Annotated in this window: 11 protein-coding genes; 2 read left to right on the top strand and 9 right to left on the bottom strand. The window is 24.8% G+C overall.

Features of this window, described 5'->3' with window-relative positions:
- Positions 1–178 precede the first annotated feature (178 nt).
- Complete coding sequence (gene rpsR, locus ABNS14_RS02735) at positions 179–406, top strand: 30S ribosomal protein S18 (RefSeq protein ID WP_348666177.1); 228 nt, start codon at positions 179–181, stop codon at positions 404–406.
- 32 nt (positions 407–438) lie between these two features.
- Complete coding sequence (gene rplI / locus ABNS14_RS02730) at positions 439–888, top strand: 50S ribosomal protein L9 (protein WP_348666175.1); 450 nt, start codon at positions 439–441, stop codon at positions 886–888.
- Between the two features lie 135 nt (positions 889–1023).
- Here the strand turns inward: rplI and lipA are convergent, their stop codons facing one another.
- From lipA to leuS, 9 genes are all read right to left on the bottom strand, one after another.
- Positions 1024–1989 carry a lipoyl synthase gene (lipA, locus tag ABNS14_RS02725; protein WP_348666173.1) on the bottom strand — a complete coding sequence of 322 codons (966 nt, stop codon included), beginning with the start codon at positions 1987–1989 and terminating at the stop codon, positions 1024–1026.
- 125 nt (positions 1990–2114) lie between these two features.
- Positions 2115–2678 (bottom strand): lipoyl(octanoyl) transferase LipB, encoded by a 564-nt coding sequence (lipB, locus tag ABNS14_RS02720; protein ID WP_348666172.1) that lies wholly within the window; start codon positions 2676–2678, stop codon positions 2115–2117.
- A 491-nt stretch (positions 2679–3169) separates the two neighbouring features.
- The gene (locus tag ABNS14_RS02715) at positions 3170–4384 is read right to left on the bottom strand and encodes a serine hydrolase (RefSeq protein WP_348666170.1); all 1215 of its coding nucleotides are present in this window, start codon (positions 4382–4384) and stop codon (positions 3170–3172) included.
- Positions 4385–5138: 754 nt separating this feature from the next.
- Positions 5139–6251, bottom strand: a complete 1113-nt coding sequence (gene mrdB / locus ABNS14_RS02710; RefSeq protein WP_348666169.1) for a peptidoglycan glycosyltransferase MrdB — start codon at positions 6249–6251, stop codon at positions 5139–5141.
- Positions 6252–6260: 9 nt separating this feature from the next.
- A complete protein-coding gene (mrdA, locus tag ABNS14_RS02705) occupies positions 6261–8093 on the bottom strand; it encodes a peptidoglycan DD-transpeptidase MrdA (RefSeq protein ID WP_348666669.1) in 1833 nt (610 codons plus the stop codon).
- 751 nt (positions 8094–8844) lie between these two features.
- Entirely contained in the window at positions 8845–9519 is a 675-nt protein-coding gene (gene nadD / locus ABNS14_RS02700) for a nicotinate-nucleotide adenylyltransferase (RefSeq protein WP_348666168.1), read from the bottom strand.
- Positions 9503–10549 carry a DNA polymerase III subunit delta gene (gene holA / locus ABNS14_RS02695; RefSeq protein WP_348666167.1) on the bottom strand — a complete coding sequence of 349 codons (1047 nt, stop codon included), beginning with the start codon at positions 10547–10549 and terminating at the stop codon, positions 9503–9505. Before holA ends, nadD begins: the two co-directional genes overlap by 17 nt.
- A gap of 7 nt (positions 10550–10556) precedes the next feature.
- Complete coding sequence (locus ABNS14_RS02690; RefSeq protein WP_348666166.1) at positions 10557–11084, bottom strand: LPS assembly lipoprotein LptE; 528 nt, start codon at positions 11082–11084, stop codon at positions 10557–10559.
- 21 nt (positions 11085–11105) lie between these two features.
- Positions 11106–13688 carry a leucine--tRNA ligase gene (gene leuS / locus ABNS14_RS02685; protein ID WP_348666165.1) on the bottom strand — a complete coding sequence of 861 codons (2583 nt, stop codon included), beginning with the start codon at positions 13686–13688 and terminating at the stop codon, positions 11106–11108.
- Between the last annotated feature and the right edge of the window lie 218 nt (positions 13689–13906).

Below are 13906 nucleotides of genomic sequence, written 5' to 3'. Positions count from 1 at the left end.
ACAAAATTGGTATATTAAAAATAAAAAATCAAAATTTTATGATATATAGTATATTATAAAAATATTTTAATGATCTAATTTTTATAAAAATTCTATTTTGTAATTTTGTAAAAAAACATTTCTTTCATATATGATATTTCAATACTTACAAATATAAATTATTGGAGAATATAAAAAAATGCCACGTTACTTTCGACGTCGTAAGTTTTGTAGATTTACAGCAGAAGGTATTCAAGAAATTGATTACAAAGATATTGCAACATTAAAAAACTATATTACTGAAAGTGGTAAAATTGTACCTAGTCGTATTACTGGAACTAGTGCAAAATATCAACGTCAGCTTGCTCAAGCAATTAAGCGAGCACGTTATTTATCTTTATTACCATATACGGATCATCATCAGTGATTTTTAGTTTATGATGAATTCAGGGTAAAATAATGCAAATAATTTTATTAGATAAAGTAGAAAATTTAGGAAAATTAGGTGATACAGTTGATGTTAAAGCTGGATATGCACGTAATTATTTAATTCCTCATGGAAAAGCAGTTCCTGCAACTAAAAAAAATATTTCTTTTTTTAAAAAGCGTTATGCCGACATGCAAGTTAAATTAGCCAATATTTTGTCTATTGCTAAAAAACGTGCTGAAAAAATTAATGAATTAAAAACTATAACTATTGCTTCTAAAGCAGGAAATGAAGGTAAATTATTTGGTTCAATCGGCAGTCGTGATATTGTAGAAGCCGTTACTGAAAAAGGTATTTCAATTACAAAAAATGAAGTGTGTTTACCACATGGTGTATTACGCACTGTTGGTCAGCATGAAGTTACTTTGCAATTTCATAATGATGTTTTAGTTAAACTAAATATTAATATTATTCCTAAATAATTTATTTTGGATATAGATCAATTTTTATTTTAAGTTCATAATTAATAACTGGTAAGTGCCAATTTTTATAAATTTTTTTTTTTATTTTTTATTAATTATGATAATTATTATATATTAACTTAAAAAAAGAAAAAATTATTGAATATTTATACCTTTAGATTGTAATTCTGCATGATAAGATGAACGTACTAATGGGCCACATGCTACATGTGTAAAACCCATTTTTATAGCTTCTTTTTTTATTTTTTGAAATTCTCTAGGACTAACATATCTTTTTACAGATAAATGATTAGAGCTTGGTTGAAGATATTGTCCTATAGTAATCATAGTAACACCATGTTTTTTTAAGTCATACATAACATCTTGTATTTCTTGATTTGTTTCACCTAATCCAACCATTAATCCTGATTTTGTTGGTATGTTAGGGTTTATTATTTTAAATTTTTCCAGTAATTTTAACGATCCTTGATAATTTGCTCCAGGACGAATTTTTTTATATATACGAGGTACATTTTCAATGTTATGATTAAAAACATCTGGTGGTACTGTAGATAAAATTTTTAAAGCTTGGTTTGTTCGTCCACGAAAATCAGGAACAAGTATTTCTATTTTAATATTGGGATTTTTATTTCTAATAGACATTATACAATCAGCGAAATGTTTTGCTCCTCCATCATGTAGATCATCACGATTGACAGAAGTAATCACAATGTAATTTAAACCCATATCTTTGATAGTTTTTGCTAATTTTATAGGTTCGTTTGGGTCAGGTTTACTAGGACGTCCATGAGTAACATCGCAAAATGGACAATTTCGAGTACAAATAGCACCTAAAATCATAAAAGTAGCAGTACCTCTATTAAAACACTCAGAAAGATTGGGGCAGGAAGCTTCTTCACATACTGAATGTAGACCATTTTTTCGCATCGCATTTTTGATTTTATTTATACGAGTAAAATCATTAGGTATTTTTATTTTAAGCCATGTAGGTTTTTTTAGTATTTTTTCATAGTCTTGTGTAATATTTTTTATAGGAATTGATGATTTTTTCTCAGAACTAGGATATTGCCACTTATTTTTTATTTCAATATTTTTACTCATAACACTTTTGTTATCCATTTTATTTTATTGTATATAAGATAATCTATTTCATTTTATTATCAATAATTATTTTTATATAATATTTTTTATTATTGGTGAATTTTTGTTAAAATTAATTTTTTTATTTAATGAATAGTTTGTAATTGTAATAACTTACAAAAGTTTTTTATAATTAAAGGTTCTATATCTTTAATTTGAATATTTGGAATAAATGTATGTATTTGAGTCATTTGCATACCAATATGACCACAAGGATTGATTTTTTGAAATGGTGTGAGGTCCATATTAACATTTAATGCTAATCCATGCATGCTACAACCTTTATGAATACGTAGTCCTAAAGAGCAAATTTTTTTTTTATTGATATAAACACCTGGAAATTTATCTTGTGAACAACTTGCAATACCTAATTCATTTAAAGTATGAATAACTGTATTTTCTAGTATGTGAACTAATTTTTTTACGTTAATATTATGACGTTTTAAATCCAATAAAACATACATTATTAATTGACCAGGTCCATGATAGGTTATTTGCCCACCACGGTCTGATTGAATGACTGGAATATTACTTGATTCTAATAAATGTTCTTTTTTTCCTGTTTTACCTTGTGTAAAAACGGGGTAATGTTCAAGTAGCCAAATTTCATCTGGAGTATTGATGGTCCTTTTTTTTGTAAATTCATGCATAAAATCTATAATAGATTGGTAAGCATGAAGACCGAATTGACGTAATATAATGTTATTTTTGATATTTTTGATAATATAATCTATATGATCAGTAAAAATTATTTTATTAATTATAATATATAATTTTTCTATAATAAAAGAAAAATTTTTTAAGTGATTATATATAATTTTTATAATTAAATTACAAATTTTTTATTAGTTTTTGTATTGATGTTTAATAAAAAATTTAATGTATACTTATTTGTAAAGATAAATTTTAATTATTATAGATAAGTAAAAAGATTATTAATAGCAATATAGTATATATTTTATATTGAAAAGTATTGATTAATTTATGTGACTTCATTTTTTATTTTTCAATTTATAAAATAATAATACGTTATTTTAGAAAATTTATGTTTTGACTTAATTTTTAAATTTATATAAAATAGATAATAAATATAATTATTAGTGTTTTGAAATTTTCTTTGAGAAAAATATGATAAACAATATTATATATTATAATTACATAAAAAATAATAAAATAATTTAAAATAATCAATTATTTTATTGAAAATATTGCCATTATTGACTTCTATTAATGAAATTAAAGGTCTTTGTTCAATAATTTTTTTGTCTAATGTTACTATAATATATCCTACAATTTTGTTTTTTTTAAAAGGTGCTCGCAAGATATTATTATTAAATTTATAATGAATTTTTATATCCTTACTATGTCCACGTGGAATTGTTATGTAAAAATTTTTGTTAATCCCTAGCGATACTTGATGTTTATCACCAAATAAAATAGGTAGAGTAATCAATTGTATTTTTTTTTCGAATAATTTAATGGTTTCAAAATTATTAAATCCCCAAATTAATAATTTTGTACTTTCTGTATTTCGTATATTACTGCTATGAGCACCTAATAAAACCGATATTAATCGCATATTTCCTTGGATAGCAGAGGCAGCTAGATTATATCCTGCAGCTGCAGTGTATCCTGTTTTAATACCATCAACATTAATATTTTTATTCCATAATAAAGTATTGCGGTTTAATTGACGAATGTTGTTAAAAGTAAATTCTTTTTCTTTATAAATTGAATATTCTGGAATCTCACGAATTAAAGCTTGTGCAATTAATGCGATATCATGTGCTGAACTATATTGTCCATTAAAATCTAACCCATGTACAGTAAGAAAGTGAGTATTTTTTAATCCCAGTTTTTTTGCATTATAATTCATTAATTTAATAAAATTAGTTTCATCACCAGCAATATATTTTGCTATAGCGACACAAGCATCATTACCAGATTGTAAATTAATACCTCTCATTAATTGGGATACAGAGACTCGATCACCATGCTTTAAGAACATGAGCGAAGAGCCTTTAAAAATTTGGTTATTTATCCATGAATTTTTGTCAATAATGACTATATCATTCATACTTATTTGACCAGTTTTAATTTTTTTTCCAATTGTATAAGTTGTCATTAATTTAGTTAAACTAGCCGGACTACGACGGTAGTCAGCATTTTTTTCAGATAAAATTTTTCCTGAATAATAATCCATAAGAATATAAGATGCAGCGTTAATGTCTGGATGTTTTAAGTCGATAAAATTAGGAGATGTAGTTTTTATGTTAGCAAATGTTATAATTGAAAATATAATAGTAATATTTAATATCATTATGCGTATAAATTGCAAAAAAAATAGATATTTCATAAAATATAATGTGCTTGGTTTTATTATTAAAATGTTAATGAAAATATCATTAGTTTTATTTAAAATAAAATTAAATTATAAATTTCATAATTTAATGATTTTTAAATATTAATTAAATTTTCAGAGATTAAATAATATCACAGTATTTTTTGCAAAATTTGATTATATTTATATTTTCATATCTATACAGAATTACGTATTGTTGATTAACAATCATTATATTGATAAAAATTATTAACAATATTCTTTTTTAAAATATTTTTATTATATTTTTAATAATATTAATATAAAAATATAATTTTTAACGTTTGTCATGTATGTTAATATTTATTTATATGATTCTACTATTTCTTTTATATAAGAAAAAAATAAAAATATAGCTTTAAGAAGCATTAATTTAATGATTTCTTAAGTAGTATTATATACTATATGATAAAACAGATTGTGTATAAGATTTTTTTTATTTTTATTAGTAATTAAATTAAGAATTTTTTAATAAAAATATATAGATAATATTACTAATTTTTTATGAGTTTAAAGTAAGCAAAAAATAATTTTTTAAATCACATAAGAATATTTTTATGACTCATATGATTACATGATTAAATATATTTTTTGTCAAATAATTTAATACTCATATATCCCTAGTTATTTTTTTTATGATTTGATTATATTGATATCATATAAAATTTTTAAATGTATTTTATTTTAAAAACATACAAAATATATATAATATATTTTGTATGTTTTTAATTTATAAATTATTTGATAATAATTTTCTGTGTGTATGAATGGACATAATAATACCAAATCCTGCCATCAATACAATAAATGAAGATCCACCATAACTGATTAATGGTAAAGGTACACCCACTACAGGTAAAATACCACTAACCATTCCTATATTAACAAAAATATAAATAAATAAAATTAACATTAGTCCGCCAACCATAATTCTACCAAAAGTGTTTTGTGCATTTGTTGCAATTATTAATCCACGTATTATTAATAGTAAATATAATATAAGTAAAATAATAACTCCTATTAATCCAAGTTCTTCAGCTATTACTGCAAAAATAAAATCAGTATGACGTTCTGGTAAAAATTCTAATTGTGATTGTGTTCCATGTAACCAGTTCTTCCCAAATAAACCTCCAGAACCAATAGCAATTTTTGATTGTATAATATGATATCCAGCACCTAGTGGATCCATTTCTGGATTTAGTAACATCATAATACGATTACGTTGATAATCGTGCATTAAAAAAAACCATAAAATAGGAATAAAAAAAAGGATACCACTAATAGCTACAATCATAAATTTCCAATTTATCCCAGCTAAAAAAAGAATAAATAATCCAGAAGCAGCGATTAAAATTGATGTACCAAGATCAGGTTGTGCTGCAACAAGTAGAGTTGGTAATAATATTAATATTAAAGCAAACATTGTGTTTTTAAATGTTAAAGGATAAAAATTTCTGTTTAAAAAACGATCTACCATTAATGGAACTGCAATTTTAGCTATTTCTGATGGTTGAAAACGAATAAATCCAAACTCTAACCATCTTTGTGCTCCTTTACTTGTTTGTCCAAATATATCCACAAAAATTAGTAATATTAAACAAAATATATATACAAAAGGAGCTAATTTTTCATATATACGTGGTGATATTTGTGCCATAAAAATCATGATAACCAAACCAATGGTAATTTGTATTATTTTACGTTTCATGATATGAATATCTTGCCCACTTGCACTCCACATAATTAAGACACTATATGTTATTAAGGTAAGAATAATTAAAAACATAAAAATATCAATATGTAAACGTGTAAATATAGATAATTTCTGTAAGTTATCATTCATATCTATTTATTATTCTTCCTCTAAAGAGGTATTATTAAAGTTTCTTTTATGAGTATTTTTGTTAAGTAATACATAATCAAAAATATTACGAACTAAATCTCCAATATTTGATCCAGTACCAGCATTTTCAAGAATAATCGCAACAGAAACTATCGGATTTTGATAAGGTGCAAATCCAATCATTAATTTGTGATCACGTAAATGCTCAGCAAGTTTATCAGTGTTATATGTTTCATAGCTAAATATTTGTGCTGTACCTGATTTAACAGCAGCTTTGTAACTAGTATTTATAAAGTGTTTATAAGCCGTACCATTTGACGCATTAGCAACACCATACATTCCTTCTTTTGCTAATTCCCAAAATGGCGTATGAATATTATTAATTTTTAACTGTTTTTTTTCTTTGTATGGTATCATTGTATCTCCTAGTTTAGTGCCATATAAAAGATGTGGAATTTTTACAATTCCATTATTAATTAAAATCATTAATGCTTTTATCATTTGCATTGGTGTTGTTATCCAATAACCTTGACCAATTCCTATTGGAATTGTATCTCCATGATACCAAGGTTTTTTGTATTTTTTTTGTTTCCATTCACGTGTTGGCATAATACCTGAACGTTCTTCTTCAAGATCAATGCCAGTATAATGTCCATAACCAAATTTTTTCATCCAAGTTGATATGCGATCGATACCCATATCATAAGAAATTTGATAAAAAAAAGTATCTGCTGATTCAATAATAGCTTTAATAACATTTAATTTACCATGTCCCAATTTTTTCCAATCTCTGTAACGTTTTTCAGAGTTGGGTAGTTGCCACCAACCAGGATCAACAATAGTAGAATTTATAGTGATAATATTTTCACTTAATGCGGCAATGGCTATAAATGGTTTTACAGTTGAAGCAGGTGGATATAATCCTTGCGTGGTTCTATTAATCAATGGATGATCTGGATTGTTTAATAAAACTTGGTAATCTTGGTAAGAAATACCATTAACAAATAAATTAGGGTCGTAACTTGGTTTTGAAATAAGAGCAAGTATGTCTGCATTACGTGGGTCTGTAACAACCACAGCAGCACGGTTATTTTTTAGTAATTTTTCTATTTTTATTTGTAAATCAAGATCAATAGTTAAATAAATATCCTTACCAGCATGTGGAGCTTGTTCATGAAGTTGACGTATTATTTTTCCACGGTTATTAACTTCAACTTCTTCATAACCTGTTTTTCCATGTAAAATATTTTCATAATAACGTTCTATACCCAGTTTACCAATATCATGAGTAGCAGTATAATTTTTTATTAGACCATGATTTTCTAAACGTGTTATATCTTTATCATTAATTTTAGCAACGTAACCAATAATGTGACTAAGAGTGGCACCATAAGGATAATAACGGCGTTGGTAACTTTTTATTTCAACACCAGGAAATCGATATTGATTTACTGAAAAACGAGCTACTTGTATTTCATTGAGTGAAGTTTTTAAAGGTACATAGGTAAAGGCTCGCGAGTGTTTGCATTCTTTTTTAAAGTTTCTAATATCTTCATTTGTTAAATTAATGAGATCACGTAATTCATGAAATACTTCTTCTATATTGTTTATCTTTTCAGGCATTAATTCTAATTGATAAACAGTACGATTTAATGCAATAGGAATACCATTCCTATCATAAATAATTCCTCTAGTTGGTGGAATAGGTACTAGTTTTATGCGATTATCATTAGATAGAGTTTTATAGTCATCATGCTTTATGACTTGTAAATTATATAAATTAGTGATTAAAATCATTACTAATATTATGATAATACTAAAAGATATACATGCTCTGCGCATAAATAATGTAGATTCAGCTGTATAATCACGTAAATGGTTACGTTTTTTTTTATTAGCATTCAAAGTAATAACCTATATGAATATCTTATTTTTTAGTTAGAAAAAATTAGTTATTATAAATTTAATTTTTTTTATAATATATATATTGTGATGAAAAATTGAAATTTTGTAAAAAAAGTAGAAATATTATTTTTTTATTAGGTCATTATATTAGTAATTTTAATTTTATATAAAATAAGTTTTGAATTGATACGATATTTTTTTTATTTTTTGATTTGTTATTTAAAAAAATATTATTTTTTAATGTATTTTTTATATGAAGTATTTTTTATTATAATGGTAATAAAAAGTTTTAAAATATATTTTTATATTTTTAAAATCTGTAATCATCTTTTAAAAAAACTTTTATTTTTAATAATAAATAGTCATTCATCTATTTTTTATTGATCAAGTTGATATTAATATAATATCTAGATTAGATTTTTTACTTAGAAAGTATTATTTTATTACTTATATTAATTTTTTTAGTAAATTAATTAAAAATATTTGTTGCTTTAGCAGCTAAAAGTTTTTTTAAACAAAATTTGTAAGTTTTTTTTAAAGTGTTTATATATTAAAAAATATAACAGTATTAATTTTATATCTTATGCAATTATATTTATGAAATTACAAAAATTAATCATTTATTAGGATTAGTAATTAAATTATAGATTTTTTCAGAAAGTTTTTTAGTTTATTTAATTTTTAAGAATTAATCTTGATAAAGATGATATTTATCAATATAATTTGAAACTGATTGTGGTAACATATTATTACAATTTTTTTTATTATTTTTTTGTTGACGAATTTTTGTTGCAGAAATATTTAGTAAAGAATTTTTAAATAAATAAATTGTGTTAGAAACTTGATAGTTCAATATTTTTGGATTATATATTTGGTGATTTCTTAGCCATTTTTGCATTATTTGATTGGAAAAATAAATTTTATTTTTTGAGCGAGTACAAACTATTAAATGGCATAAATGCAAAATTTTTTTCCAATGAAACCAAGTATGTATTGATAGTAAGGAGTCTTCACCAATAATAAATGCTAATGGTTTTTCCCAACCTATTTCTTTTCTAAAAGAAATTAATGTTGTAATGGTATATGATGGTACTTTATATTTTGTTTCACGAAAATCTATAGTAAATAATGGATTATCTTTTATTGCTAATTTTAGCATTTCGATTCTTTGTTGAATATTTGCTATTGGTTTTGGACGATGTGGTGGTATATAATTAGGAACTAAAATAATCTTTTTTAATCCAATTTTTTTTGCAAGTTGTGTAACAGGTATCAAATGACCATAATGAATTGGATCAAAAGTACCACCAAATATAGTAATAATATTTTGAAAATGACATATTTTTTTATTTTGTAAAATCATTAATAAAACTCTCTGAAATTATTTCTCCGCATAATAATATAGATAAAATTTCTAATTTTGACCAAATAGATTTTTCATTATTTTTTTTTAAATATAATTCAGCTTTAGTAATTAAGTTTATTGCCAGTTGTAATTGTTTTAATGATAAACGATTTATTACAGAAATTATTAAAGGGTGATACATTTTTAAAAAAAATTCATTATTAGATGGTTTTATAAATTCTTTTTTATTTTTTGTTTGTTCTTTTAATTTTAATATCAATATTAATTCACGTTGAATTGTTCGTAAAAGTATTGTTTCTTCATATTTTTCTTTTTGCAATTGTTTTAGAATATACCAACTCTTTTTAATTTCACCTGAGAACATTGCATTAATCCAATGATAAGCTGTAAAATTAACAATATTATTTATTGCTGTTATAACATGTGATACTGTAAGATGACTATTAGGATATAAGATTGATAACTGGTTAAGTATGTGATGAATAGTCAATAAGTTACCATCATAATAGTAACACAGCATTTGATTTGCTTCTTTGTTTAAAGTTAGTGAGTTTTTTTTCGCTCGTTTTGTTATCCATTGAGGTAGTTTTTGTTGTTTAGGTGTAAGGCAATTAATATAAATACTATTTTGATTGATTTTTTTAAACCATTGGCTATTTTCTTGTTTTTTAGTGAATTTATTACCACTTAATACAAGTAATACATTAGAATGTAATAATTTAGTTAATTTTAATAATTTTTGAGATATAATTATATTAGAACAATTTTTACATAATGTTAAAAAAAGAATTTTTCTTTGTTCAAATAAGTTTAGTGATTGGACAAAATAATAAATATGATCCCAATCACTCTTTAGTTCAACAAGATGACTATAACGTTCGGTAAAACCTTTTAATTTTGCAATTTTGTAAATTCTATCTAAACTTTCTTGTAATAAAAGAGAATCGTTACCAAAAACAAAAAAACAAGATGGAAGATTTTTTTGTGTTAAGTAAAAATCTAGTTCTTCTGGATATATTTTGATCATTTAAACTTTAATATTCTTTTTTATTTGTATTATTCTTGATATTATTGTGCATATCATTTTGAATGATTAACAATTTATGAATTAATTGACTAGCTATTCTTGCATATAATTCTTCTTTTATCATTTTATTTTTTGCATCTGCAGAAAGTATGTCTAACGGTATATCAAAAAAAATATGTTCTACATTTATATGTATAGGGTGTACAAAACCATTTTGTAAAATAATTTCTGCACTAATCAAAAAATTTAATTTTTTTTCTGCGTTTTGACCATTTTGATAAATAGATATAGTTTGAGTATTTTCAGAGATGCTTATAATTTTTAAAGTAATAATATTTTTTGAGTTTTTATTAATGTATTCTATGTTATTTAAATATAATTCTTTTTTTATTGCTAATCCTAAAGGCCCATATGGATCATTGATACTTAAATTTATTGTTTTTTTAGGTATTTGATTAAGCATTTGCACATGAAATCCACAACCAGTCATGATTAATAAAGTTAAATTTATTAAAAATACAATATAATAATGCATATTTTTTCCTAAATATTAAGTTTAATAAACGATAATATTTAATAGTTTGTTTTTTATAAAAATTATTTTGCGTATATTCATATTTTTAATATATTTTTTTATATTATATTCATGAATTGCTATTTTTAAGGTATCTTCTTCTGAAGCATTAATAAGAGTATTAATGCAACCACGAGTTTTACCATTCACTTGAATAATAATTAATTGAGTATCTTCTTTTATTGCTTCTTCATCAGCAATGGGCCATGGTGTATTATCAATATCATCAAGATGACCCAGTTTTTTCCACATAATAAAACATGCATGGGGAATTATAGGAGCCAGCATACGTATTATTGCATCTAAACATTCTTGTATTAATGCTCTATCTTGTTCACTTTTTTGAGGAGGTGATTGAGTAAGTTTATTCATAAATTTCATAATAGCGGCAATAGCAGTATTAAATGCATAGCGACGACTAATATCATCTGTTACTTTAATGATTGTTTTATGTAAAGCGCATCTTAATTTTTTTTGTGTTCGTGTTAAATTATTTTTTTTTAATGGAATAGTTTTTCCTGTTTTTGTATGTGTTAAAACAGTACGCCAAAGACGATGAATAAAACGATTTGCACCTTCTATGTTTGATTCTTGCCATTTTAAAGTAAGTTCTGGTGGAGCAGCAAACATTAAACATAAGCGAACTGTATCAGCTCCATATTTTTCTACCATGGATTTTGGATCGACACCGTTATTTTTAGATTTAGACATTTTACTCATGCCATGATAAAAAAGTGTATTTCCATTATTGTCAGTAGCTTTAATAATTTTTCCTGTCTTATCTCGTATCACTTTTACAGAAATAGGTGGTACCCAAATGCGTTGTCCATGTTCATTTAAATAATAAAAAGCATCTGCTAATACCATCCCCTGACATAGAAGACGTTTTACTGGTTCATCAGAACTTATTAGTTTTTCATCGCGCATAAGTTTATGAAAAAAACGAAAATATAATAGATGCATAATAGCATGTTCTATACCTCCTATGTATTGATCAACTGGTAACCAATAATTAGCTGCAGATGGATCTAGCATTCCCTTATTATAGTGAGGGCAAGTATAACGTGCATAATACCAAGATGATTCGATAAATGTATCAAATGTATCAGTTTCTCGCATTGCGGGGAGTCCGTTAATAGTAGTTTTTATCCAATTTTGATCTTTAATAAGTGGATTATAAGTTCCATGTATTGTTTTTTCAGGTAATATAACTGGTAATTCTTCTTTCGGTACTGGCATGCTAGAACCATCTTCCATATTTACTATTGGAATGGGTGTACCCCAATAACGTTGTCTAGAGATACTCCAATCACGAAGTCGATAATTTATTTTACGTTTTGCTTTTCCTTGAAGAATTAATTTATTAATAATCGCATCTCCGGCGATATTATTTTTCATGCCATTAAATTCATTTGAATTAATTAAGAGATTTTTATTGATAAAAGAACCCATTTTTAAATCAGAGCTTTTGTTTTTTTTATTAGCTATAACTGTTTTAATTGGTAAGTGATATTTAGTAGCAAATTCCCAATCATTTTTATTGTGTCCTGGAACCCCCATCATAACACCTGTACTATCTTCCATAGAGATAAAATTAACTATCCAAATAGGAATTCTTTCATTGTTTAGAGGATGAATTGCGTAATAACCAGTTGCTATGCCTTTTTTTTCGATGGTTGCTGTTGCTATTTCAGTAACTTTGGTATTTTTGCATTCATTAATAAAAAAATTTAATTTAGAATTTTTTTTTGCTATAATTTTTGATAGTGGATGATTAGGTGAAATAGTGAGATAGGTTACACCCATAAAAATATCAGTTCGAGTGGTATATGCAGTTAATTTTTGATCATTATTAATTATGTTAAATGTAATTTCAACTCCCTCAGAACGAGAAATCCAATTACGTTGCATTGTTTTAACTTTTTCTGGCCAACCGTCTAATTTGTTTAAATCATTAAGTAATTCTTCAGCATAACTAGTAATTCTTATAAACCATTGAGGTATTTCTTGGCGTTGTACTAAAGTATCACAACGCCAGCAACAACCATCAATAACTTGTTCATTAGCTAATACTGTTAAATCATTTGGACACCAATTAACAGCAGATAGTTTTTTGTAAATTAATCCCTTTTTGTAAAGTTTTGTAAAAAACCATTGTTCCCATCGATAATACTCTGGTTTACAAGTTGTTAATTCACGACTCCAATCATAAGAAAATCCAAACATTTTTAATTGTTGTTTCATATAAGCAATATTGCTATATGTCCAAGATGCTGGATCAGTATTGTTTTGGATTGCTGCACTTTCTGCAGGTAAACCAAAAGCATCCCAACCTATAGGTTGTAAAACATTTTTTCCTAACATACGTTGGTACCGTGATATAACGTCACCAATTGTATAATTTCGAACATGTCCCATATGAAGTTTCCCAGATGGGTAAGGTAACATTGATAAACAATAATATTTTTCTTTATTCTGATCTTCTGTAACTTTAAAAGTTTGTTTTTCTTCCCAATAACGTTGTACGTATCCCTCTATTTTTTTCGCTTGATATTCTTCATGCATAAGAAATTTTTTCCTATATAAAAATTTAACGATATCCATCATGTTATATAAGAAATCCTGTATAGAAAAACGGATATTATTTTCAATAATATAATTTAAATAGATATTGAATTTATACAGTGTATATTTTTTATTAAAAAAATTGTGTATATAAGAATTATATTATATGTTGATCAAAAAATATCAAAAATAGTTATTTTTTCTTTGAATATTTTTTT

This window comes from Arsenophonus symbiont of Ornithomya chloropus, assembly GCF_964026495.1.
Lineage (GTDB): Bacteria > Pseudomonadota > Gammaproteobacteria > Enterobacterales > Enterobacteriaceae > Arsenophonus.
Note: the sequence above shows the minus strand (reverse complement) of the source record. Positions and strands in the feature narration are given on the sequence as shown.